The following is a 21,785-nucleotide window of genomic DNA, read 5'->3' as shown; positions in this document are numbered from 1 at the left end:
GGATGCGCCATTCGAACGGGGACGTGAGACAGGCCGCCGCGGCGGGCGCGGCGATAATCGGGGTCGGCTGTGACAATCTATCTGCCCATCGCAGAATTGTCGGTGAACATCTTCATCATTCTCGGCATGGGGGCCGCCGTTGGCTTCCTGTCGGGCATGTTCGGCGTTGGCGGCGGCTTTCTGATTACGCCTCTCCTGATCTTCTATAACATTCCGCCGGTCGTCGCCGTCGCAACCGGGGCCAACCAGGTGGTCGCTTCCTCGATCTCGGGGGCGATCACGCATTTCCGGCGCGGCACGCTGGATGTGAAGCTCGGATCGGTGCTGCTTGTCGGCGGTCTTTCGGGCGCGACTGTTGGTATCTGGATCTTCTCGCTGCTGCGCGCGATCGGTCAGCTCGACCTCTTCATCTCGCTGCTTTACGTCGTCTTCCTCGGTACAGTCGGCGGGCTGATGCTCTGGGAAAGCGTCAATGCCATGCGCCGGGCGGCCCGCAACGAGGCACCGGCGCCCCGCAAGCCCGGCCATCAGCACTGGGTTCACAAGCTGCCGCTCAAGGTGCGGTTCAAGAAATCGAAGATCTATCTGTCGGTTATTCCGATCGTGACGCTCGGCTTTGCGATCGGCATCCTGACCTCTGTCATGGGTGTCGGCGGCGGCTTCATCATGGTTCCGGCCATGATCTACCTGCTGCGCATCCCGACCAATGTCGTCGTCGGTACCTCACTCTTCCAGATCATCTTCGTGACCGCCTATACGACGATCGTGCAGGCGGCGACCAACTATTCCGTCGATATCGTACTCGCCTTTTTCCTCATGCTCGCCGGTGTCATCGGTGCGCAATATGGCGTGCGTGTCGGCCAGCGGCTGCGCGGCGAGCAATTGCGCGCGCTTCTCGGCCTGCTGGTTCTCGCCGTCGGACTGCGCCTTGCCGTCGCGCTGATCGTGACACCGCAGGATATCTATTCGGTCGTGATGGGAGTGGGGAACTGATGTTTCGGCTCCTCCTGCTTCTTGTTCTTCTCATGCCTGTGGCCGCCTCGGCGCAGATGATGCTGCCCGGTCAGGGAACGACGCAGGCCGAACGCGAATTGCTGGAAATTGGCACTTCGACCAGCGAGATCGCCATCACCTCGGATTTCCGCGGCGCGGACCTGACGATTTTCGGTGCAGTGACCAATACGGACGACCTGCTGCTCGCCATCGGCCAGTATGATGTCATCGTGGTTCTGGAAGGACCGCGCGAGGATGCCACCGTGCGCAAGAAGGAGCGGGTCTTCGGCATATGGATCAACACCTCGTCGATGACCTTTGCCGACGTGCCGCATTCCTATTCAATGTCGAGTTCGCGTTCCATCGACGACATCACGACGCCGCTGGACCTCACGGGCGAAGGGATCGGCATCGACCATATTCCGCTGCGGCCGATCGATTTTGCCGGTAATTTCAACAGTCTCAACGAATTCCGCACCGCCTTCCGGCGGATACAGCAGGTGGGCGGGCTCTACGAGCGCGATCCGAGTGGCGTGCGCTTCGTCTCCTCCAACCTCTTCAAGGCAAGCCTGCGGCTGCCAGCCAACATTCCGAACGGTGTGCATACGGTGCGCGCCTATCTGTTCAAGAGCGGCAAGTTCGTGACGCAGAAATCGCAGCCGCTGCGTGTCATCAAGACGGGTATCGAGCAGACGATTACCGATGCTGCGCATGAGCAACCGATTTTCTACGGCTGTTTTGCGGTGCTGCTGGCCGTGCTGACGGGATGGGGCGCCAGCCTGATCTTCCGTAAGGATTGATCCGCGGATCTCCGCCACCGGTCGATAAGTTTCAGATAGGTTTTCATCAAACATCCGACGGCCATCACGTAGCGGACGGCAGAAGCGTGTCCCGATGCCCGCTGCCGCCGTCTTTCAAACTCCTCCATTTTTAACCGCTTGCATTTTGCTATCAGTTGGACTAGCTTCAAAACCAGTTGTTATTGGCAACTGGTTTTGAAGAGGACACAGTCCAAGGAGGATGAGATGAGGAAGCTTGTTGTCTGGAACCTGATGACGCTGGATGGCTACTTCGAAGGGACGAAACCGTGGGACATCGAGTTCCACAATCTGGCCTGGGGGCCGGAGCTCGAAAAATATGCCGAGCAGTTCGGCGAGGAAGGCGACCTTCTGGTCTTCGGACGCAAGACCTATGAGGGCATGGCGGCCTATTGGCCGACCGCGGAGAGCGAGGACAAGATCAAGGCCTATATGAACGGCATCGCCAAGATTGCCGTCTCGCGAAGCATGGAAAAGGCGGACTGGAACAATACGCGCGTCGTCAACGACCCGGTACCCGAACTGAAGCGGCTGAAGGAGGAGCGCGGCAAGACGATCTTCATCTTCGGCAGCGCCGAGCTTACCGATGTCCTCTTGAAGGCTGGACTGGTGGATGAAATCCGTATCTGCCTCGTGCCGGTCATCCTCGGCGGTGGCAATCCGCACTTCAAGCCGGCGGAAAACCAGAGGGCGCTGAAGCTGCTCGATTCCTCGGTGACCAAGAGCGGTGCGGTGATCCTGCGCTATGAACCCGGCACCGCAGAATGATCATTTTCCGGCTGCAGCCACGAGGGCTGCAGCCGCTTCGCCGGCCGTTTCCATATAGGTCGGATCGCGATGCAGGAGCACGGCGGCAAAAGAGCCGTCGAGCAGCAGCACGATCTGGCGGGCGAGCTTATCCGCGTCAGCACCATGCTCAGCCTCGAAGAGCGTCACGAGCCACTGCTCGACATTCTTCTTATGCGCGGCGCCGACCTTGATCGCGGGATGGCCGGGCATGTTTGCGAGTTCCGCCGAAGTTCTGAGATATCCGCAGCCCTTCCATTTCGGGTGCCGGGCAGAACGGGCGAGATTGCCGAAAATGCCTTTTACCTTCGCCGCGAGATCGCCGTCCGTTTCCGCAAACCAGCGCCTGTAGACAGCGAGATTGGGCTGATCCCGGCTTTCCAGATAGGCGGCGATCAGATCGTCCTTGCTGTCGAAATGATAGTAGAGGGTGCGCTTGGTGACATCTGCCTTCTCCGCAACGGCATCGACGCTCACGGCGCGGATGCCGTCGCTGTAGAAGAGTTTCGCGGCGGCTGCGACGATGCGCTCCCGCGTGTCTGATGCGGATCTGACCATGACAGCAATGTATACCGACTAGTGAGTGTCATCAACACGGCTTGACGGCTAATGTCCTGCAGGGTCAGGGACGAAGGGGACGACAGATGCCGGCTGCAGGCAAACGCAGGGAGAGTGATCTTATCAAGGAGGCGGAAGCCGTCGTGATCGAGTGCTCCGATGGTGTTGCGCTTCACGGCCACATCTGGAGTGCGACCAGCAAACGCAGCAATGGCAACGTCGTCATCAATCCGGCAACCGGCGTTGCGGCGCGCTATTATCACTATTATGCGCGCTTTCTCGCCGAACATGGCTTCGATGTACTGATCTATGACTATCGCGGCATCGGCCTCTCGCGACCGGAGCGGTTGCGTGACTGCGGCTATCGCTGGCGGGACTGGGGCGAGCGGGATTTCGATGCAGCGCTAGGCTTCATGGAGGCCCAAAGGCCCGGCCGAGAGCTCTTTGTCGTTGGGCATAGTATCGGCGGCTTCCTGCCGGGTCTTTCGGCGCATTGCGACCGCGTTGCCCGGATGCTGGCGGTCGGGGCACAATATGGGAACTGGCGGGACTATGCGCCTGATCATCGCGGGCGGCTGTTCGCGAAATGGCATCTTCTAATGCCGGCGATAACGTTGCTTGCCGGCTATTTTCCCGGACGGTGTCTCGGCTGGCTCGAAGATCTGCCGAAGGACGTCGCGCTCGACTGGGCATTCCAGCGGGGATGGAGCAGTCCTCGCTCGGCTGCAAAAAAAGACGCCTCAAAATCCTTCGAAAATTTCCATGCGCCGATCCTCGGCCTCACCGTCACTGATGACGAGATTGGTACTGTGCAGGCCATTCGCCGCGGGCTTTCCCACTATCGCAATGCCAGAGTGGAGGAGGTACTGCTGGCGCCAGACGATCTCGGATTTCCGAGGATCGGACATTTCGATCTTTTTCATGCACGCCATGCCGCCGGCTTCTGGCTGGATACGCTGCTCTGGCTGCGGGACGGCACCAATCCCTGGCCTCACAAAAAGCCGCCAGAACATCTCGTATTCGCATAAAAACCGCTCTTTAACGTTTACGAGTTAGTAATCTCTCGGAAACGAGAGGTTTGTATCATGCGTACTCGTATCGTGCTTGCGGTCATCGGGCTGGCCCTGCTTGCCGGCTGCGCGACAGCGCCCCGCCAGACGAGAAATATCTGCGCCGTCTTCGATCAGAAGGATGGTCTCTTCACCAGTTGGCAGGGCGCCGCAGAGCGTGCCGAGAAAAAATACGGCGTGCCGGTGCCAATCCTGATGGCGACCATGTATGTCGAATCCGGGTTCCAGCCCTATGCGCGTCCGCCGCGCACAAAACTCTTCGGTTTCATTCCCTGGACGAGACCGTCGACGGCCTATGGCTATTCACAGGCGCTGAACGGAACCTGGGATCACTACCAGTCCGAAACCGGCAACTGGTCCGCGCGTCGCACGAACTTTGGCGACGCGATCGATTTCATCGCTTGGTACCACTACAGCAACGCCCAAACGACGGGCATTCCGCTCAACGACGCCTACAACCTTTACCTGGCCTATTACTCCGGCCCGACCGGCTACAAACGCGGCGACTGGCGCAGCAATGGTCAGTTGCAGCAGACGGCGCAGAAGTTTGCACGGATGGCCGGCACCTATCAGCAGCAGTTGCAGGGATGTAATTAAGCCTGTTCAGCCGCGCAGATTGCCGTAGCGCACCGAATAGATCCGGTCGCGACCGAGCAGATGGGCAATCAGCGAAGCCTTGTCGAAGAGGCCCTTCATCGCCTTGTGGCCAAGGTCGAGGCCACCGCTCATGACGCCGAAGGCTGGCATCAGCAGACGGGCGCCGTCGGTCGCAAAGCAGGGACGGCGGACGGATTTTTCGCGGCGGCGGACGGTGGCTGCCGGATGCAGATGGCCGGCGATCTCGCCCTTCTGCAGACCGTCACGCGGCTCGTGGCGGAAGGTCAGGCCGGCGTAAAAAAGTTCATCCGAACAGGTGCCGGGCAGGTCGATTGTACCGTCAGGGTCGTGGTTACCGTTGATCCAGATCCATTCGCGGCCGCGGGCCATTTCGACGATCAGGGTGCGGAAGGCATCCGGCAGGTGCTGCGAGCCGACGCGGTCGTGGAAATTGTCACCAAGGGATATGACAAGTTTCGGATCGTAGCGGGAAATGACGGCGGCGAGCACTGTCAGTGTCGCCAGCGTATCGTAGGGCGGCAGCAGCATGCCGCGGCGGGCATAGGCTGCGCCTTTTTCCAGATGGAGGTCGGAAACGACCAGAATGCCGGCATCCGGCAGGTAGAGCGCACCAAGCGGATCGCAGACGGCGGCAACACCGTGAATGGCGGTTTCGACGCCCGGTATTGCGGCAAGGCTGATCATGTCGCGCGCGAGCGCCAGGCGGTTCATCACTCTCGTATTCCCAATAATTCAGGCCCGATTTCTCAGGACATGGCCTCGGCGATCAGATCGTCGGCGGCTTCGGCAAGCAGCGCATCATGGGCCTGACCCGGCACCGATTCCCGGCCGATTTCCAGCATGACCGGCACGGCGAGCGGCGAAATATGGTCCAGCGCCCGGTGGGTGATATGGCCCTTGATTCGCCTCAGCATATCGCCGAGGCGGGAAATATCCAAAAGACCGGTCGAAGCATCCTGCCGTGTTGCCTGCAGCAGGATGTGATCGGGCTCGTGGGTGCGCAGCACATCATAGATCAGGTCGGCGGAGACGGTGATCTGCCGGCCGGTCTTTTCCTTGCCCGGATGGCGTCGCTCGATCAAGCCTGCAATCACGGCGCAATTGCGGAAGGTGCGCTTCAGAAGGAAGGATTCGTTCAGCCAGGATTCCAGATCGTCACCCAGCATGTCCTCGTCGAAGAGATCTGAGAGGCTGAGGCGGCCATTGGCGATCATCAGGCCGAGGTCTTCCAGACCCCAGATGGCAAGGGAATAGTCCGTCGCGACAAAGCCGAGCGGTTTTGCCCCTGCCCTGTCCAGTCGGCGGGTGAGCAGCATGCCGAGCGTCTGGTGCGCAAGCCGGCCCTCGAAGGGATAGATGACCATATAGCCGCGGCTGCCGCGCGGGAAGGTTTCGATCAGCAGCTCGTCGCGCTTCGGCAGCAGCGATTTTTCCTTCTGCAACGACAGCCAGTCGCGCACCTGATCCGGCAGACGGTGCCAGCGGGCGGGATCATCGAGCATCGAGCGAACCTGATCGGCGAGATAGGTCGAAAGCGGGAATTTGCCGCCGGCATAGGAGGGGATTTTTGGATCGAAGGAATAGGCCTGGCTGACCAGAGCCTCGTTTTCCCGGATACCTTCGAAGCGCAGAACCTTTCCGGAGAAGATGAACGTATCGCCAGGGGCGAGCTGTTCGAGGAAATATTCCTCGACCTTGCCGAGCACGGCGCCCGGACGGCCGAGCCTGCCGCCCTCGCCGCGCTTGGCCATACGGATGTTCAGCATCGGGTCTTCGACGATGGTGCCGAGGTTCAGGCGATATTGCTGGGCGACCTGCGGATTGGAGACGCGCCAGCGGCCTTCCTTGGTCTTGCGGATGCGGGCATAGCGCTCATAGGTGCGCAGGGCGTAACCGCCGGTCGCGACAAAATCGACAACGCGCTCGAAGGTCTCCCACGCAAGATCGGCATAAGGCGAGGCGCTGGTGATCTCGTCATAGAGATCCAGCATGTCGAAGGGTTCGGCACAGGCCATGCCGAGCACGTGCTGGGCCAGCACATCGAGCCCACCTCGGCCTACGGGCGGCGTATCCTGCGCGCCGATGTAATTCGCATCGAGGGCAGCCTGGCACTCCATGACCTCGAAGCGGTTGGCGGGAACGAGGATTGCCTTCGACGGCTCGTCCATGCGGTGATTGGCGCGGCCGATGCGCTGCGCAAGGCGCGAGGCGCCCTTCGGCGCACCGACATGAATGACCAGATCGACATCACCCCAGTCGATGCCGAGGTCGAGGGTCGAAGTGGCGACGACGGCCCGCAGGCGGTTGGCGGCCATGGCGGCTTCGACCTTGCGGCGCTGGGTAACATCCAGCGAGCCATGGTGGAGCGCGATCGGCAGATTCTCCTCGTTGACCGTCCAGAGCTCCTGAAAGAGCATTTCGGCCTGCGAGCGGGTATTGACGAAGAGCAGTGTCGTCTGGTGGTCGATGAGCTGGCGGTAAACATCCGGGATGGCGTATTTGGCGGCGTGGCCGGACCAGGGGATGCGCTCTTCCGTATCGAGAATGGAAATATCGGGCTTGGCGCCACCTTCGACGAGTACGAGGCCAGCGTGGTTCTCCCTGCCCTCCTGCTGCGCCACCAACCATCTCTGCAAATCCAGGGGTTCGGCGACGGTAGCGGAGAGGCCGATGGTCTTCAGATCGGGCGCCAGCCGACGCAGGCGGGCAAGGCCAAGCGAGAGCATATGGCCACGCTTTGAAGTGACGAGTGAATGGAGCTCGTCGAAGATGACGTATTTCAAATCCCCAAAGAAACGCTCGGCTTCGCGGTTTGCAAGCAGCAGCGCCACCTGTTCCGGCGTCGTCAGCAGGATGTCCGGCGGGTTCAGCTTCTGGCGCTGGCGCTTGGCGTTCGGCGTATCGCCGGTGCGGTTCTCGATCGAGATCGGCAAGCCCATCTCGGTAACGGGCTTCATGAGATTGCGCTCGATGTCGACGGCCAGCGCCTTCAGCGGCGAGACATAGAGTGTGTGGATGCCTGTGAAGGCCGAGCCCGGCGGGATTTTGCCGCGGCGAGTGAGGTCGGTCAGCGACGGCAGAAAGCCGGCGAGCGTTTTGCCGGCGCCGGTTGGCGCGATGAGTAACGTACTTTCGCCGGCTTCGGCGCGGGCCAGCAATTCAAGCTGATGCGCGCGCGGGCGCCATCCCTTTTCCGCAAACCAGCGGAGGAAGGGTGGGGGCAAGGCAAGGCTGGTTTCGGCATCGATCTGATCCACGGGGCAAATGTAGTTCAAACATCAGCGAATAGAAGCGCTATTGACTCCTTGGCATAATCATGGATAACTTATATCCACGATACAGGAGATTGGCCATGAAGCTTGGTGACGGCGTCGAACAGGGCATTCATTGCACGGCAGTGCTGGCCGGGCTCTCCGAAGGCGGCGTGTTATCGGCTGCGGCCCTTGCCGAATATCACGGTGTCTCCACGAGCTACCTGCTGAAGCATCTGCAGGCGCTTTCGGGGAGCGGAATTCTGGAAACAGTGCCCGGTCCCAAAGGCGGGTATCGACTGGCGAAGAAGCCGGAGGATATTTCGCTGCTCGATATCGTGCTCGCGGTCGAAGGGCCGGCACCGGCCTTCCGCTGTTCGGAGATCCGCCAGCGGGGGCCGAATCCGCTGCCGCAGCGCTATTTCACGAAACCCTGCCAGATCACGGCGGCAATGCTCAGAGCAGAGCGCGCCTATCGCGCCGAACTCGCAAACACCAGTATCGCCGAAATCCTGGCCGAACTTTCCGCAGATGATGACGGCGGGATTGCTGCCAGAGGCTGCGCCTTCATGGAAATGCACGAGAGAAAAGCGGCTCGCTGAGCTGCAACAACAAACCCCAACCCAAGGAGAATACCATGCAAGCACGTTTCAACTTCGGCAAAGCCGCCCCGGATGCCTACAAGGCCGTCGCGGCGCTGGAGCAATATGTCCAGGAATCCGGACTGGATAAGCGCTTCATTCACCTGATCAAGCTTCGCGCCTCGCAGATCAACGGCTGTGCCTATTGCGTCGACATGCATTCGAAGGAAGCGCGCCACCACGGCCTTTCCGAACAGTGGATCAACCTCATGTGCGTATGGCGGGAATCGCCTGTCTATGACGCCCGCGAACGCGCTCTGCTCGCCTGGGTCGATGCGGTGACGAAGATTGCCGAGACCGGCGCACCGGATGCCGACTACGAAACGCTGAAGGCGCATTTTTCAGAGGAAGAAATGACCAAGATCACGGTTGCGATCGGCACGATCAATATCTGGAACCGGCTTGCCGTTGGCTTCCGCAGCCAGCATCCGATCGATGCGCCGCAGAAGGCAGCCTGATAGATTCCGCCTGAAGGGAATTCATCCTGTGACCGACCCGAAGTATCGGGTCGGTTGACTATTTGGTCACTTGTGACCCGTCATTGCCCGTGCGGCAACGGCTGCAGGCCATTTGCCCGACAGGTCGACGCTGTTGAATATGTCGCGAATGACCTTCGTTATTTCCTCTGCGGAAGAACCCTTGGTGTATTCTTCCTGCATGCGGCGTCTGACAAGCTTTTCCAGATCTGACATAGCTTACCTCATCAATTCCGGCGCGAGGGAAAGTTTCACGCCGGGATCCATCACAGGCAAGTTACGTTTTGTTTACAAAGGATTACCAATTTGTAAGGTTGAGTTTCCGGTCAGATCAGCTGGGAGAATGTTATAGCGCGATGTAGCGGTCGGCCCGATGATTGATCGCGACGAAGAGGTTGAGCACGACCGCGCCGAGCACGGAATAGAAGACGACCGGCGGCGTGGTGACGAAGAAGGCGGCTGCCAGCACGCACATGTCGATCGCGAGCTGTACGATGCCGGCGCGGATGCCGAAACGCTCCTGCATATAGATGCCGAGGATGCCGACGCCGCCGAGGCTGGCGCGATGGCGGTAGAGAGCAAGAAGCCCGTAGCCAAGCAGCAGGCCACCGAGAAGGGCTGCCCATGCCGGATGGATGGCGGCGATTTCCATGACCTTCGGCTGCAGGCTGGCGAGTAGCGACGTCAGGCCGATGGCGATGAAGGTCTTGATCGTAAAGGCTGTGCCGAGGCGCTTCCACGAGAGGTAGAAGAAGGGCAGGTTGAGCAGGAAGAAGGCGAGACCGAAGTTCACGCCGAAGGCGTAGTGAAGCAGGAAGGCAACGCCTGCGGTGCTGCCTGTCAGGAGCCCGGCGCTGGCGAGCACATAGAGGCCGAGCGCGGAGATGAGGCTGCCGGAAAATATGCCCTGGACATCCTCGACCGGCGTGTGGCGCGTCGCGGTGGTATTCCAGAAACCGAGGGCACTGATGATCTGGCTCATGTCGCGATCTCCAATAGCGGCTGTTCCGGACCGGCCGGAGGTAGGGGCAATGTAGGGATGGATGCGGCGCGTGCTGCGCTTTTGGAGCGCGTCGCTGTCTCGCGGGATGGCCGGATTATCAGGCCTTGCCCGGTTGTGCGCAAGCGAAATACGTAAGCAATGTTGACCTATTTTAAAATCGCAAGAAATATGCGCTTAAGCCGCCTTGCGCGTAAGGAACAGAATGCCGGATATCGGTCTGCCGCCATCTTTGCGAATGGTGGTTTTGACGACATCGAGAATTTCGAGGCCGTGGGCTGACGCCAGTCCCTCGATGTAAGTTTGCGAGTGGGCATAACGCAGCGACGGCGCCAGGCTGAAGCCGTCGCCCTCGCCGCCATCCTCGACCGAAAAGACGATGTCGGCACCTGTTGCGGCGAGGTCATCGACGATCGCAAAGACGCTTTCGAGATTGCCGAGATACATCAGCACATCGGCGGCCGTGACGAGATCGGCACGGTGCCGCCCGCCATCGGAGAAGATGCCTGAAGCTTCAGGCGCCAGCGACAGGTCCGCCTGAGCAAGATGATCATAGACCTGTTTTTCGGCAGCCTTCGCCAGCATGTTCTGCGACAGGTCGAAGCCCTCAAGGCTGACGACATGGGAACGGATCTCAGGGCCGAGCAGGCCCGTGCCACAGCCGAGATCGACAGCAAGCTGGTAGTGCCTGCCGGTGGATGCGACGAGGGCGGCAAGCTTCTGCGGGACGGAATAGTCCAGCTTCTCCACCAGCGATGTTTCGAAGCGATCGGCATAATCGTCGAAAAGGCGTTCGACGTAGCGGCTCGACGGCTGGGCCGGTGTCTCCGCATCACCAAGCAGCGCGAGCTTAAGGCCCGCGCCGAAAATATCGTCGGGATCAAGCTCCAGCGTGCGGCGATAGGCTTCGATGGCGGCCTCCGCCTTGCCCGCCTTCTCGTGATAGGTGGCCAAGCGATACCAGCCGGCCGCCCAGGCTGGCGTGAGTTCCAGCGCCTGCTCCATCAGCTCGGCCGCCGCTTGCGTATCACCACCTTCGGCAAGCATCTTGGCATAATCGGCGCGGCGGTCGGCGATGACGTCGCCGGAAGAAAGCTGGTTTGGCTGCATGATCGGACCCTTTGGCTGGCGGCATTTGGCTGCGGCCACAAAAAAACTCAAGTCCTATTTCAGAGGCGGTGCTGCCTTGGCGGAAAAGGCTTGCGGCCGAATCGCCGTGACCGTATCTCAAGGCAAACAGGAGATGGCGCATGTCCGATCAGGTAAACAGATTCCTCGGCGATTCCATTGGCCGCACGATCATCAAGCTTCTGGTGGTCTCGCTGATCGTCGGCTTCGTCATGGCCATATTCGGGCTCACCCCTTGGGAGCTCATCTACAACTTCCGCGATTTCGTGGTGCATCTGTGGCGGCAGGGTTTTTCGGCGCTCGGACACGTCGGCGACTATCTGATGCTGGGTGCGACCATCGTCATCCCGATCTTCATCATCATCCGTCTTTTCAGCTATCGCAAATAACATGAGCTCAATCATCCTTTCACGCCGCGGCATTCTTCAGCTTTCGGGCCTCGCACTGGCCGCCGGCATTGCCGGCTGCACGACCACGCCGAAAATGGCGAGCACTCCATCCGACGGCGTCGATCRGACCGCTTCGGCGCTGCCGCTCGTCAACCAGCTGCGCGCCAAGAACGGCCTGCCGCCGCTCAGCGTCGATCCGCATGCAAGTGCCGCCGCGATCTTCCAGGCCAAGCGCATGGCCAGTGCGGGCAAGATGAAGCATCTGATGGGCATGACGGACAGTTTCGGCGCCCGCGTGAAGGCGAGCGGCGTTTCCCTTCCGGCCGCCGAAAACATCGCAGCGGGCCAGCAGAGCGTCGATGCGGTCGTCACTGCCTGGATCAATTCCCCCCACCATCTGGAAAATATGCTCGGACGCTATAGCGGTCTCGGCGTTGCCGTTGCACATAATACGTCTTCGAAGAATCTGCCCTATTGGGCGATGGTGCTTTCCAACTGAGGCGACACCGCCTCTCTCCCCAAGAGGCGGATATGGATACAGGCGGCAGCAGAAATATATCGGCCTTCGACGTGACGCACCGGCTGGTGCTGTCGATCGCCATTCCGATGACGCTCGGCTTCATGACGACGCCGCTGCTCGGCATCACCAATACTGCCGTCGTTGGCCACATGGGCGATCCGGAAGCGCTGGCGGGGCTTGCCATCGGTGCCATGCTGTTCGACCTGATCATGGGCAGCTTCAACTTCCTGCGGGCGTCCACGACCGGATTGACGGCGCAAGCGCTCGGGCGGCGGGATCAACACGAGCAGCAGGCCGTCTTCTGGCGAGCGATAGTCTCCGCACTCGGCTCCGGCCTGGCGCTTCTGGTGCTGTCGCCACTGCTGATTGTTGTGGGGCTGAAGCTGATGGGGGCGGAAGGCCGGATTGCCGAGGCAACCAGCACCTATTTCTCGATCCGCATCCTCGCAGCCCCGGCAGCCCTTGCCAATTACGCGCTGCTCGGCTTCGTGCTCGGCCGCGGACAAGGCCGGACGGGACTGCTGCTGCAGGCGGTGATCAACGGCATCAACATCCTGCTCTCCATCTATCTCGGCCTCTCGCTCGACTGGGGTGTTTCGGGTGTCGCTTGGGGCACCATGGCGGGCGAAACGGTGGGCGCGCTTGCCGGTCTCTTCATCGTACTGCGCAGCTTCGATCGGGCACATCGGCCAAATCGGATGGAGATCTTTTCGCGCAGCAAGCTTGCCGAGCTTTTCGCGCTGAACCGCGATATCCTGATCCGCACCTTCGTGCTGATCGGCTCCTTTGCGATCATGACCCGCATCGGCACCAGCTTCGGGGCCATCACCCTTGCAGCCAATGCAGTGCTGATGAATTTCTTCCTCTTGTCGGGCTATTATCTCGACGGCCTTGCCAATGCCGCCGAACAGATCACCGGGCGGGCGATCGGCGCGCAATATAAGCCCGCCTTCGATCGTGGCCTGAAGCTCACGACGCTCTGGTCTTTCGGGCTTGCGGCAATCATTTCCGCCTTCTTCTATTTTGCCGGTCCTGCCCTCATCTCCGGACTGACGAGTTCGCCGGAAGTACAGGCAGCCGCCGAGACCTACCTGCCCTGGGCAGCGGTGACAGGACTGACCGGTGCGCTCGCCTTCCTGATGGATGGCGTCTTCATCGGCGCGACATGGTCCGTCGACATGCGCAACCGCATGCTGATGTCCTTTGCGGGCTATCTTGCCATGCTCGCCGCCTTCGTGCCGCTCTTCGGCAATCACGGCCTGTGGCTGGCGATGAATGCCTTCCTGCTGTTTCGCGGTTTCTTCCTGGTCGTGCTGGTCAAGCCGCGCGCGGCTCAGACCTTTCGCGCTGCCCAGTAGTCGAGCCTGCTATCCCTGAGATCGCGGATCGAGGCGACCTTTTCGCGGTCGAGCAGCTTTGAGAGGCCGCGTACGACGGTGCCGGGCAGGCCCGGGCCCTCATAAACCATGCAGGAATAAAGCTGCACGAGATCGGCCCCTGCCCTGACCTTTTCCAGCGCAGTCTCGGCCGAAGAGACGCCGCCGACGCCGATGATCGGCAGAGCAGAACCGACGCGCTTGCGCATCCTGGCGAGTACGGCCGTCGATTTTTCGAACAGCGGAGCGCCGGAAAGGCCACCGGTCTCCTTCGCCTGGACCTGATCCTTCAGGCCGTCGCGCGCGAGCGTCGTGTTGGAAACGATGAGACCGTCGAGTGCATGTGACAGCGCCTCTGCAGCAATGTCATCCATGCCTTCTTCTGTGAGATCGGGGGCGATCTTCAGGAAAACCGGGACTTTCCGGCCGGCCTTTTCCGCTTCCTCGTCACGCGCCGTCAGCACAGCCGACAGAAGGGCCGCGAGGCTTTCGCGCGCTTGCAGGTCGCGCAGGCCCGGCGTGTTGGGCGAGGATATATTGGCGGTGAAATAGCGGGCGACCGAATAGAAGCGGCGGATGCCGGCGACATAGTCGGCGATCCTGTTATCGCTATCCTTGTTGGCGCCGATATTGACGCCGACGATACCGGCGCGACTGATCTGCTGAAGGCGGCGGAAAGCTGCATCATGGCCTTCATTATTGAAGCCGAGGCGGTTGATGACCGCATCGTCTTCCACCAGACGGAAGATGCGCGGGCGCGGATTGCCCGATTGCGGCTTCGGGGTAACGGTGCCGATTTCGGTAAAGCCGAAGCCGAGCTTCAAGAGCGCTTCCGGCACCTCGGCATTCTTGTCATAACCCGCCGCCATGCCGAGCGGATTGGGAAAATCGAGCCCGGCGACGGTCTGGCGCAGGCGCGGGTCCGGCGCGATACGGCAGGCGGGCACGACGCCTGACTTCAGCGCCGCAATCGACATGCCATGCGCGGTCTCCGGATCGAAGAGGAAGAGGCCGCGGCGGGCGATGCGCTTGAAGGGGTCGATCACGCTGAGAGCTCCGGAAAGATGTGAAGGCCGCCATTATCGAGCGGCAGGCCGGCCTCCCAGAGCACGGCCGAAAGCGACAGGTCGGCATAGAGATGCGGGAAGAGCGCGCCGCCGCGTGAGGGTTCGAAGACCAGCTTGTCGCCAAAACCGCTCCCATCGATCGCGACGAGGACGAGACCGGCCTGGCCGGCGAAATGCAGGGCCGCGGTCTGCCTGACCTGGTCCGCGGTCGAGAAATGGATGAAGCCATCCTTGATATCAATGCCGGCGCCATGAAAAATGCCGGTTTGTCTGGCCTCCTTCCAGAGTGCCTCCGGCACGATCTTGTAAAGGGTCGGTGTCGCGGTCATGATGATCCCGTTGGCTGGCCTTGTTAATGAGGGCTTTGCCCCAAAGAGACGGCGTTGTCCACGCCTGCGGGCGCAAAAACGGACGGGTATCACGCTTTGCGGAGGATGAGACGATGAAGGCATTTGCAGTACTGCTTGCCGCCGGTCTTCTGCCATGTGCGGCACTGGCGGCCGAGCCGGATACCGCCCGCTTCCAGCTCGAACGCAGCGGCGACCATTTCGTGCGCCTCGACAGGCAGACAGGGGCGATGTCGCTCTGCACCGAGAAGGATGGTGCCCTGGTCTGCCGCATGGCCGCCGATGAACGGGCGGCTTACGAGGACGAACTCGACCGGCTCGCCGATCGCGTAAGCGCGCTGGAAAGGAATTCAGGCGCCCGGCCCGCCTTGCCGACGGATGCGGAAGTCGACCGATCGATCGGCATCATGGAGCGGATGATGCGCAGTTTCATGGGTATAGTTCGGGAATTCCGGGCGGAAGACGAGGCCAATCCTCTTCCGCAGCGGAGTTGATCTGGTTATATTCATATAAGTGGAGAGTCATGTTCGTGCGGGGGAGCCGAACAGGGCTGACGGGATCGAGCTCTTGGGAGGGAGTTTTCGATGCAGGAACAGACCATCATCATCGCTGACGATCACCCGCTTTTCCGCGACGCGTTGCGGCAGGCGGTGACCGGGATGGAAGGACACCAGGCAATCGTCGAAGCCGGGGATTTTGCTGCTGCGCGAACAGCGGCATCGGAGCATCCCGATGCGGACCTGATGCTGCTCGATCTTGCCATGCCGGGAGTCAGCGGTTTTTCCGGCCTGATGGCGCTGCGCTCCGAATTCATCAGCCTCCCGATCGTCATCATATCCGCGACCGATGACACCACGACAATCCGCCGGGCGCTGGAACTTGGCGCTTCTGGCTTCATTTCGAAATCTTCCGGCATCGAGGATATCCGCCGCGGCATCCTGACAGTACTCGCGGGCGACATTGCTACGCCCGAGAGCTATCGCGACGGACAGGAACAGGACCCCGATGTCGCCGACCTCATCCATCGCCTGCACACGCTGACACCGCAGCAGAGCCGGGTGCTGACCATGCTCGGCGAAGGCCTTTTGAACAAGCAGATCGCCTACGAGCTCGGCGTTTCCGAAGCGACGATCAAGGCACATGTCTCGGCAATCCTGCTGAAGCTCAATGTCGACAGCCGCACGCAGGCAGTCATCCAGCTCGGCAAGATCAACATGGCCATGGTCGCCTAAAGCGTGTCGCGATCTTCGGATTCGCTTGCCACGCTTCAGGCTTTTGTTTTCGCATGTTCGTTATCGCAAAACCGCTGCGCACTTTTGCGCGACATGCTTTAGCCTGCGACAGACAAGACAGGATTTTATTCCTCATTTTCGCTTTACTCGGAGAAATGCCTCGGTTAATCTGCCGGCGATAGAAAGCGGCCGGATGGACCGCGGAACCGGACGCATATGCTGTCACATGACCAGATCTGGGGAGCGATCGACAGGCTTGCCGAACGGCATGACCTGACGCCGTCTGGTCTTGCGCGACGGGCTGGGCTCGATCCGACCTCCTTCAACAAATCCAAGCGGCTCTCGGCAGACGGGCGCCTGCGCTGGCCTTCGACGGAATCCATCGCCAAGGTGCTGGAGGCGACGGGGGCGAGCATGGAGCAGTTCCTCGGCTTCATGCGGCCGGCGGGGGCTGCGGCCGCAAGCCTGCCGGAGGGAATTTTTGCCTCACAGGGGAACTCAATTCCGCTGCTCGGCTTTGCACAGGCGGGCGCCGGCGGCTTTTTCGACGATGGCGGCTTTCCTGCCGGCCAGGGCTGGGATGTTGTGGAATTCCCAGCCGGCCCCTCGCAGAAGGCCGGCGTCTATGCGCTCGAGATACAGGGCGAAAGCATGATGCCGCTCTACCGCGACGGCGATGTGCTGATCGTGGAGCCCGGCGCGCAAGTGCGCCGCAACGACCGTGTCGTCGTCAAGACACGCGAGGGCGAGGTCATGGCCAAGGTGCTTCTGCGGCAGAGCCCGCGCTCCATCGAACTTTTGTCGCTCAATCCTGAACATCCCAACCGGACGATCGAGCTTTCCGACGTCGAATGGATTGCCCGTATCATCTGGGCCAGCCAATAGGAAAATAATCATGCGCCCTGCAGCCTTGATCACAGGTATCGCGGGGATGGCGGTCGTGGTCGGCCTGCTCTTGGCCGGGCAAGCACGGCTCAATGGCGGCGGGGGGCTGGCATCTGACGCCGATGCCGGAAATGTCGCCGCAGCGCTGCCCGATGTGGCAAAGCCGCCTGCATCGCTCACCGATGAAGACGCCGAATTGATCGCCCGGGCAACGGAGCCTGCGCCAACCGAGCCGGCAGCGGCTCCATCCGAAACCCCAGCAAGAGCTTCTTCCGAGAATGCGCCAGCGGGCGCGCCCGCGCAAAGCGCTCCAGCGCCGACGGGGACGCCATCACCTTCCCCTGCCGGAAAGGACAGCGTGGAACTGCTGCGACCGACGGTGGAGAGCGCCGGTATTCTCTCCTTCGGTAAACGCAGGCTGCAGATTGCCAAAATCATCGAGACGCCCGCCGACAAGAGCTGCGGCTCGGACGGAAAGCAGTGGCCGTGCGGCATGATGGCGAAGACGGCGCTGCGGCTTTACCTACGCAACCGCACGATCGATTGCGACCTGCCTTCCGATGCATGGGAGGACATGGCAACTGCTGCCTGCCGGCTGGGGCAGCAGGATATCGGCACATGGCTGGTTGAAAACGGCTGGGTGGATGCGCAGCCGGGTTCACCGCTTGCTGCTGCCGGCGAAAAGGCAAAGCAGGCAAAACAGGGCATTCACGGCGAGGATCCGCGCCGCAGGCCGGCGGCTGTGGTCCGGCCTGAAACCGCCACTCCCTTGTAATAGAGACCGCCAATTCCTAATCTCCGCTCATCGAAGAGGGAATCAGACATGAACAAGCCGCTTTCCGCCCATGACGCGCTGATCTATGTGATGGTGATGGCATCCGCCGTCGACAGCACCATGAACGACCGGGAAATGGAGAGAATTGGTCAGCTCATTGGCTTCCTGCCGGTTTTCCGCGATTTCGACGACGACAATCTGATTTCCATCGCCCGCGATTGCGCCTCGCTGCTGGCCGGCCCTGAAGGGCTGGATGTGGTACTGGAAACCGTTCGCGATACACTGCCTGCCCGTCTCTATGACACGGCCTATGCACTGGCAGTCGAAGTCGCCTCGGCCGACCTTTCCGTCAAGGCAGAAGAACTGCGGCTGCTCAGCCTGCTGCGCGACCGTCTCGGCCTCGACAAGCTGACCTGTGCCGCCATCGAGCGCAGCGCGATCGCCCGCTTCCGCAAGGGCTAAAGCTTTCTGCTTTTTAACGCAATTCCGGACGCAAAACCGCTGCACAGTTTTGCTGGACTGCTCTAGTAGAGCCCGTAAGGGAAATAGCGCAGATAGATTTCCTGCAGGCGGCCATTGCGCGAGAGAGTTGCGAGCGCATGGTCGATTGCTGCCGTCAGCACGCTGTCGTTCTGGCGCAGCATGATCGTCATTCCCTCGCCCAGGAAATGCTCGGACATATAGGGTCCGTCGAACAGAGCGCAGCATTTGTCCGAAGCTGACGAAGCGACCCAGAAGGAAAGCTGCAGCGCATCGGCAAAGGCAGCGTCGATCTTGCGCTCCTTCAAGGCCGTCAGCAGCGCTTCCTTGTTGTCGAAGGGCTGAGCCTTGATGGCGGGGAAGAAGGCAGCGAGCATCGCCTCATGCACGGTGCCCTTGACGACGCCGACGGAGTGGCCGGCGAGGCCGGTGGCCGTCGTTCCGGTCACGGACGCGGCCGTGTTGCGGACGAAGCGGGCCGGCAGCATCAGATAAGGGCGGGAGAAGAGAAACTCGCGGCGCAACTCGGGCGTGACGGCAAGGCCGGCAATGACGGCGTCACCCTGTAGGCCGGCGAGCGCCTTCTGCAGGTCGGCAAAGGGCAGCGCCTGGATCTGGCACTTGTCGGCGATCTCCAGCTCGGTGCAGATCTCGCGGGCGAGATCGACGTTGAAGCCGGCGAGCTTGCCGTTCTGGTCGGTGAAATTGAAAGGCGGGAAGTCCACCGAGGTCAGGAAACGCAGGCGCACGAGCGAGGAAAGGTCAGGCTTTGCCAACCGTTCGCGGGAATCGAAGAGCAGAGGCACGGACAGGCCTGGTTGCTGCGCAAAAGCGGAAAAAACCGACAGCATGACAGCCGAAAAAAGGCAGAGGATGAAAATCCCTACGCGAGCCATAAACGCCGGTTTAGATTGCACCATTATGACCTGCCTAGAGATTACATGCGGGTTTGCCGCTCCCCCGAGCTGTAACAGAATCATCCCGTGTGGGGAATATGGCCGAGCCGTTCCGCCAGCTGCCAGAGGCGCAAACAGAAGGACTGTTCTGCCTTCAAAGCTGACTTTTCAACAGCGCCATCCAACACAGATCACTCCGGCATTCTGCGCGGAGCGGTTTTGCGATCTCTGCGACGAGAGCGGCCCGCCCCCTCGAAATTAACAGCAATCGCATGCCCTCGTTAGCGCGGAATTAAGCAATATCCAGTCTTATTTGGCGCGACGACACCGACCTCACCGGCCGACCGCATGATGCGCATGTCGAACCTCTCAAGGTATCTCCCGCCACCGAAATACCGAAGAATTGTTCTGCAACAAATGATTTCAAAAGCGCCGGGTTCGCAACACACCCGGCCAATCGGGTGACATTCCATGCTGAAACATCTGAAAATCCGTACAAAAGTCATATCGGTCGTGGCGCTCCTGGGGCTGATCACCATGGCCGGACTGGTCTATGTCATGTCGGAGTTCCGCCAGGCGGACGCGACCTATAGCGCCTTCATCGATCATGAGGCGCTGGCCTCGATGCAGAGCGCCCGCGCGAGCGCATCGGTCGTCGCCTCGGTGCTGCAGGTGAGCCTGCTTGCCGACATGAAGCCCGATACGCCGGCATTCCAAACGGCACTCGCCACTCCGAGCAAGCTGCCGCAGGCACGCGACCGCATGAAGCAGGCGCTGGAGCTTGTGCCCAGCCGCAAGGCCGCGATCGATGAAATCCAGGCTGGTATCGATGAAATCGAAACGCTGGCGAACAAGATCATCGAACAGAGCAAGGCCAAGGACAGCACCGGCGCCCTGGCGAATGTCGCTCTGATCAACGCCAAGCTCAACGCACTGACGCCGAAGATGATCGCCAACAACGATGCGATGATGACGATGCTCAACGACGGCGGCGACGCGCTTTCGGCTTCCGTCAATGAGCGGATCTTCTTCTGCTTCATTCTGATCGGCATTGCGGTTCTGGCTGCTGTCGGCATCAGCGTGGCCGTGGCGCAAATCGGCATCGCCGGCCCCATGATGCAGTTGCGCCTGCGCATGACGCGGCTTGCCGAAGGCGATACCGCGAGCGAGATCACCGGGCTCGACCGCGGCGACGAAGTCGGTCAGATGGCCAAGGCCGTCTCGATCTTCCGCGACAACGCGATCGAACGCGCCCGGATCGAGGCACGCGCCGAAGCCGACCGCAGCCTCGGCGACAACGAGCGCCGGGAACGCGAAGCGCAGAAGGCTGCGGAAGCCGCTGATCTCGAGCGCGCGGTCAATGCGCTCGGAGACGGCCTGCGCCGACTCTCTGCCGGCGATGTCGCATCGCATATCGAAACGCCTTTCGTCGCGCATCTCGACGCGCTGCGCCGGGACTTCAACAATTCGATCGAGAAGCTCAACGAGACCCTGCACACAGTCGGCTCCAATGCCCGCGCGATCAGCGCCGGCGCCAACGAGATCCGGTCGTCTGCCGACGAGCTTTCGAAGCGCACCGAACAGCAAGCCGCCTCCGTCGAAGAAACGGCAGCAGCGCTCGAAGAGATCACCACCACCGTAAGAGACGCGGCAAAGCGGGCCGAAGAGGCAAGCCAACTCGTTGCCCGCACCCGCCTTGGTGCCGAAAAATCCGGCGACGTCGTCCGCAAGGCGGTCGCCGCCATGCAGCAGATCGAGCAATCCTCCGTCGAGATCGGCAATATTATCGGCGTCATCGACGATATCGCCTTCCAGACGAACCTGCTGGCGCTGAACGCCGGTGTTGAAGCAGCGCGTGCCGGTGAAGCCGGCAAGGGCTTTGCGGTCGTCGCACAGGAGGTGCGTGAACTCGCACAGCGTTCGGCAAACGCCGCCAAGGAAATCAAGGCGCTGATCACAACATCGGGTACGCATGTGCAGACCGGCGTCAGTCTTGTCGGCGAAACGGGCAAGGCGCTCGACGCAATCGTCCACGAGGTGCAGGAAATCAACCAGCACGTCCATGCGATTGCAGAAGCAGCCCGCGAGCAGTCGACCGGCCTGCAGGAGATCAACACAGCCGTCAACACCATGGACCAGGGCACGCAGCAGAATGCCGCCATGGTCGAGGAATCCACCGCAGCCAGCCATGGCCTTGCCACGGAAGCGGCAGCACTCAACAACCTGCTCGGCCAGTTCCGCCTGACGGGCACCGGCGGCTTCGTTGCAAGCGCGTCGATCCCGACGGCGCCGGCCGCGCCACGCGCCGCCACACGCCCAGCCGCCAGAGCCCCGGTCCGCGTTGCCGAAAGCACGACACGCCCGAAGGCTTCGCCTGCCCGCGCACTCGGCCAGAAGCTCGCCAGCGCCTTCGGCGTGAGCAATGCCGCCGCCCCGTCCAGCAGCCAGGAAGCCGACTGGACAGAGTTCTGAGCAAGAG

General features: G+C 61.2%; 25 protein-coding genes. 16 read left to right on the top strand and 9 right to left on the bottom strand.

Going from position 1 to position 21,785, the window contains the following annotated elements; genetic code table 11:
• The first annotated feature begins 69 nt into the window (after positions 1–69).
• The 3 genes from AC1DF8_RS06775 to AC1DF8_RS06765 all read left to right on the top strand — a co-directional run bounded on the left by AC1DF8_RS06775 (position 70) and on the right by AC1DF8_RS06765 (position 2,579).
• Positions 70–993 carry a sulfite exporter TauE/SafE family protein gene (locus tag AC1DF8_RS06775; protein ID WP_112541650.1) on the top strand — a complete coding sequence of 308 codons (924 nt, stop codon included), beginning with the start codon at positions 70–72 and terminating at the stop codon, positions 991–993.
• Positions 993–1,793, top strand: a complete 801-nt coding sequence (locus tag AC1DF8_RS06770) for a TIGR02186 family protein (RefSeq protein WP_112541651.1) — start codon at positions 993–995, stop codon at positions 1,791–1,793. The genes AC1DF8_RS06775 and AC1DF8_RS06770 overlap by 1 nt, the downstream gene beginning before the upstream one ends.
• Before the next feature lie 225 nt (positions 1,794–2,018).
• Positions 2,019–2,579 (top strand): dihydrofolate reductase family protein, encoded by a 561-nt coding sequence (locus tag AC1DF8_RS06765; protein ID WP_477995403.1) that lies wholly within the window; start codon positions 2,019–2,021, stop codon positions 2,577–2,579.
• On the opposite strand, the gene AC1DF8_RS06760 is transcribed toward AC1DF8_RS06765, so the two are convergent.
• Positions 2,580–3,155 (bottom strand): TetR/AcrR family transcriptional regulator, encoded by a 576-nt coding sequence (locus AC1DF8_RS06760; protein ID WP_113146951.1) that lies wholly within the window; start codon positions 3,153–3,155, stop codon positions 2,580–2,582.
• A gap of 86 nt (positions 3,156–3,241) precedes the next feature.
• On the opposite strand from AC1DF8_RS06760, the gene AC1DF8_RS06755 reads away from it, so the two are divergent.
• Positions 3,242–4,183 (top strand): alpha/beta hydrolase family protein, encoded by a 942-nt coding sequence (locus AC1DF8_RS06755; protein WP_477995402.1) that lies wholly within the window; start codon positions 3,242–3,244, stop codon positions 4,181–4,183.
• A 57-nt stretch (positions 4,184–4,240) separates the two neighbouring features.
• A complete protein-coding gene (locus AC1DF8_RS06750; RefSeq protein WP_112969900.1) occupies positions 4,241–4,822 on the top strand; it encodes a transglycosylase SLT domain-containing protein in 582 nt (193 codons plus the stop codon).
• 6 nt (positions 4,823–4,828) lie between these two features.
• Here AC1DF8_RS06750 and pdeM read toward each other — a convergent pair whose 3' ends face one another.
• Both pdeM and AC1DF8_RS06740 read right to left on the bottom strand, forming a co-directional pair.
• On the bottom strand, positions 4,829–5,554 hold the full coding sequence (gene pdeM / locus AC1DF8_RS06745; RefSeq protein WP_477995497.1) for a ligase-associated DNA damage response endonuclease PdeM: 726 nt from the start codon (positions 5,552–5,554) through the stop codon (positions 4,829–4,831).
• A gap of 35 nt (positions 5,555–5,589) precedes the next feature.
• Positions 5,590–8,100, bottom strand: a complete 2,511-nt coding sequence (locus tag AC1DF8_RS06740) for a ligase-associated DNA damage response DEXH box helicase (RefSeq protein ID WP_477995400.1) — start codon at positions 8,098–8,100, stop codon at positions 5,590–5,592.
• Between the two features lie 95 nt (positions 8,101–8,195).
• Between AC1DF8_RS06740 and AC1DF8_RS06735 the strand changes: the two genes are divergently transcribed.
• Entirely contained in the window at positions 8,196–8,696 is a 501-nt protein-coding gene (locus AC1DF8_RS06735) for an RrF2 family transcriptional regulator (protein WP_112541658.1), read from the top strand.
• 35 nt (positions 8,697–8,731) lie between these two features.
• On the top strand, positions 8,732–9,193 hold the full coding sequence (locus tag AC1DF8_RS06730) for a carboxymuconolactone decarboxylase family protein (RefSeq protein WP_113207000.1): 462 nt from the start codon (positions 8,732–8,734) through the stop codon (positions 9,191–9,193).
• Between the two features lie 66 nt (positions 9,194–9,259).
• Here the strand turns inward: AC1DF8_RS06730 and AC1DF8_RS06725 are convergent, their stop codons facing one another.
• The 3 genes from AC1DF8_RS06725 to AC1DF8_RS06715 form a co-directional block, all read right to left on the bottom strand.
• The gene (locus AC1DF8_RS06725; protein ID WP_162709948.1) at positions 9,260–9,427 is read right to left on the bottom strand and encodes a hypothetical protein; all 168 of its coding nucleotides are present in this window, start codon (positions 9,425–9,427) and stop codon (positions 9,260–9,262) included.
• Positions 9,428–9,557: 130 nt separating this feature from the next.
• Positions 9,558–10,193 (bottom strand): YitT family protein, encoded by a 636-nt coding sequence (locus AC1DF8_RS06720; RefSeq protein ID WP_112969905.1) that lies wholly within the window; start codon positions 10,191–10,193, stop codon positions 9,558–9,560.
• A 195-nt stretch (positions 10,194–10,388) separates the two neighbouring features.
• Positions 10,389–11,321: a tetratricopeptide repeat protein gene (locus tag AC1DF8_RS06715; RefSeq protein ID WP_112970236.1), complete on the bottom strand. Its 933-nt coding sequence runs from the start codon at positions 11,319–11,321 to the stop codon at positions 10,389–10,391.
• A gap of 140 nt (positions 11,322–11,461) precedes the next feature.
• Here AC1DF8_RS06715 and AC1DF8_RS06710 point away from each other — a divergent pair, with 140 nt between their 5' ends.
• From AC1DF8_RS06710 to AC1DF8_RS06700, 3 genes are read left to right on the top strand one after another with little or no spacing between them, the layout of a single operon-like run.
• Positions 11,462–11,728 (top strand): DUF6460 domain-containing protein, encoded by a 267-nt coding sequence (locus AC1DF8_RS06710; protein ID WP_477995397.1) that lies wholly within the window; start codon positions 11,462–11,464, stop codon positions 11,726–11,728.
• Between the two features lies 1 nt (position 11,729).
• On the top strand, positions 11,730–12,227 hold the full coding sequence (locus AC1DF8_RS06705) for a CAP domain-containing protein (RefSeq protein WP_477995396.1): 498 nt from the start codon (positions 11,730–11,732) through the stop codon (positions 12,225–12,227).
• A 32-nt stretch (positions 12,228–12,259) separates the two neighbouring features.
• Positions 12,260–13,606, top strand: a complete 1,347-nt coding sequence (locus tag AC1DF8_RS06700) for an MATE family efflux transporter (protein WP_477995395.1) — start codon at positions 12,260–12,262, stop codon at positions 13,604–13,606.
• On the opposite strand, the gene AC1DF8_RS06695 is transcribed toward AC1DF8_RS06700, so the two are convergent.
• Positions 13,582–14,670 (bottom strand): quinone-dependent dihydroorotate dehydrogenase, encoded by a 1,089-nt coding sequence (locus tag AC1DF8_RS06695; protein WP_477995393.1) that lies wholly within the window; start codon positions 14,668–14,670, stop codon positions 13,582–13,584. The genes AC1DF8_RS06700 and AC1DF8_RS06695 overlap by 25 nt on opposite strands.
• Entirely contained in the window at positions 14,667–15,020 is a 354-nt protein-coding gene (locus AC1DF8_RS06690) for a DUF952 domain-containing protein (RefSeq protein ID WP_477995391.1), read from the bottom strand. The genes AC1DF8_RS06695 and AC1DF8_RS06690 overlap by 4 nt, the downstream gene beginning before the upstream one ends.
• Positions 15,021–15,133: 113 nt before the next feature.
• Here AC1DF8_RS06690 and AC1DF8_RS06685 point away from each other — a divergent pair, with 113 nt between their 5' ends.
• The 5 genes from AC1DF8_RS06685 to AC1DF8_RS06665 all read left to right on the top strand — a co-directional run bounded on the left by AC1DF8_RS06685 (position 15,134) and on the right by AC1DF8_RS06665 (position 18,392).
• Positions 15,134–15,532: a hypothetical protein gene (locus tag AC1DF8_RS06685; RefSeq protein ID WP_477995390.1), complete on the top strand. Its 399-nt coding sequence runs from the start codon at positions 15,134–15,136 to the stop codon at positions 15,530–15,532.
• Between the two features lie 90 nt (positions 15,533–15,622).
• Positions 15,623–16,270 (top strand): response regulator transcription factor, encoded by a 648-nt coding sequence (locus AC1DF8_RS06680; protein WP_113207005.1) that lies wholly within the window; start codon positions 15,623–15,625, stop codon positions 16,268–16,270.
• A 216-nt stretch (positions 16,271–16,486) separates the two neighbouring features.
• Positions 16,487–17,155: a S24 family peptidase gene (locus tag AC1DF8_RS06675; RefSeq protein WP_112969913.1), complete on the top strand. Its 669-nt coding sequence runs from the start codon at positions 16,487–16,489 to the stop codon at positions 17,153–17,155.
• 10 nt (positions 17,156–17,165) lie between these two features.
• On the top strand, positions 17,166–17,930 hold the full coding sequence (locus tag AC1DF8_RS06670; RefSeq protein ID WP_477995388.1) for a thermonuclease family protein: 765 nt from the start codon (positions 17,166–17,168) through the stop codon (positions 17,928–17,930).
• 48 nt (positions 17,931–17,978) lie between these two features.
• The gene (locus AC1DF8_RS06665) at positions 17,979–18,392 is read left to right on the top strand and encodes a tellurite resistance TerB family protein (protein WP_007821246.1); all 414 of its coding nucleotides are present in this window, start codon (positions 17,979–17,981) and stop codon (positions 18,390–18,392) included.
• A gap of 62 nt (positions 18,393–18,454) precedes the next feature.
• Here AC1DF8_RS06665 and AC1DF8_RS06660 read toward each other — a convergent pair whose 3' ends face one another.
• Positions 18,455–19,330: a transporter substrate-binding domain-containing protein gene (locus AC1DF8_RS06660; RefSeq protein WP_112969915.1), complete on the bottom strand. Its 876-nt coding sequence runs from the start codon at positions 19,328–19,330 to the stop codon at positions 18,455–18,457.
• 447 nt (positions 19,331–19,777) lie between these two features.
• Here AC1DF8_RS06660 and AC1DF8_RS06655 point away from each other — a divergent pair, with 447 nt between their 5' ends.
• Complete coding sequence (locus AC1DF8_RS06655) at positions 19,778–21,778, top strand: methyl-accepting chemotaxis protein (protein ID WP_477995387.1); 2,001 nt, start codon at positions 19,778–19,780, stop codon at positions 21,776–21,778.
• The last annotated feature ends 7 nt before the right edge of the window (positions 21,779–21,785 follow it).

The sequence above is a fragment of the Rhizobium sp. 05N49 genome (genome assembly GCF_056396805.1).
The sequence above is the reverse complement of the archived record's forward strand: the minus strand, read 5'-3'. Positions and strand labels throughout refer to the sequence as shown.

Bases quoted from the DNA above. Each gene is read 5' to 3' on its own strand.
- AC1DF8_RS06720 (WP_112969905.1), bottom strand. From the start codon at position 10,193: ATGAGCCAGATCATCAGTGCCCTCGGTTTCTGGAATACCACCGCGACG.
- pdeM (WP_477995497.1), bottom strand. From the start codon at position 5,554: ATGAACCGCCTGGCGCTCGCGCGCGACATGATCAGCCTTGCCGCAATA.
- AC1DF8_RS06725 (WP_162709948.1), bottom strand. From the start codon at position 9,427: ATGTCAGATCTGGAAAAGCTTGTCAGACGCCGCATGCAGGAAGAATAC.
- AC1DF8_RS06710 (WP_477995397.1), top strand. From the start codon at position 11,462: ATGTCCGATCAGGTAAACAGATTCCTCGGCGATTCCATTGGCCGCACG.
- AC1DF8_RS06675 (WP_112969913.1), top strand. From the start codon at position 16,487: ATGCTGTCACATGACCAGATCTGGGGAGCGATCGACAGGCTTGCCGAA.
- AC1DF8_RS06700 (WP_477995395.1), top strand. From the start codon at position 12,260: ATGGATACAGGCGGCAGCAGAAATATATCGGCCTTCGACGTGACGCAC.
- AC1DF8_RS06690 (WP_477995391.1), bottom strand. From the start codon at position 15,020: ATGACCGCGACACCGACCCTTTACAAGATCGTGCCGGAGGCACTCTGG.
- AC1DF8_RS06770 (WP_112541651.1), top strand. From the start codon at position 993: ATGTTTCGGCTCCTCCTGCTTCTTGTTCTTCTCATGCCTGTGGCCGCC.
- AC1DF8_RS06660 (WP_112969915.1), bottom strand. From the start codon at position 19,330: ATGGTGCAATCTAAACCGGCGTTTATGGCTCGCGTAGGGATTTTCATC.
- AC1DF8_RS06730 (WP_113207000.1), top strand. From the start codon at position 8,732: ATGCAAGCACGTTTCAACTTCGGCAAAGCCGCCCCGGATGCCTACAAG.
- AC1DF8_RS06715 (WP_112970236.1), bottom strand. From the start codon at position 11,321: ATGCAGCCAAACCAGCTTTCTTCCGGCGACGTCATCGCCGACCGCCGC.
- AC1DF8_RS06670 (WP_477995388.1), top strand. From the start codon at position 17,166: ATGCGCCCTGCAGCCTTGATCACAGGTATCGCGGGGATGGCGGTCGTG.
- AC1DF8_RS06750 (WP_112969900.1), top strand. From the start codon at position 4,241: ATGCGTACTCGTATCGTGCTTGCGGTCATCGGGCTGGCCCTGCTTGCC.
- AC1DF8_RS06685 (WP_477995390.1), top strand. From the start codon at position 15,134: ATGAAGGCATTTGCAGTACTGCTTGCCGCCGGTCTTCTGCCATGTGCG.
- AC1DF8_RS06760 (WP_113146951.1), bottom strand. From the start codon at position 3,155: ATGGTCAGATCCGCATCAGACACGCGGGAGCGCATCGTCGCAGCCGCC.
- AC1DF8_RS06655 (WP_477995387.1), top strand. From the start codon at position 19,778: ATGCTGAAACATCTGAAAATCCGTACAAAAGTCATATCGGTCGTGGCG.
- AC1DF8_RS06665 (WP_007821246.1), top strand. From the start codon at position 17,979: ATGAACAAGCCGCTTTCCGCCCATGACGCGCTGATCTATGTGATGGTG.
- AC1DF8_RS06755 (WP_477995402.1), top strand. From the start codon at position 3,242: ATGCCGGCTGCAGGCAAACGCAGGGAGAGTGATCTTATCAAGGAGGCG.
- AC1DF8_RS06735 (WP_112541658.1), top strand. From the start codon at position 8,196: ATGAAGCTTGGTGACGGCGTCGAACAGGGCATTCATTGCACGGCAGTG.
- AC1DF8_RS06765 (WP_477995403.1), top strand. From the start codon at position 2,019: ATGAGGAAGCTTGTTGTCTGGAACCTGATGACGCTGGATGGCTACTTC.
- AC1DF8_RS06680 (WP_113207005.1), top strand. From the start codon at position 15,623: ATGCAGGAACAGACCATCATCATCGCTGACGATCACCCGCTTTTCCGC.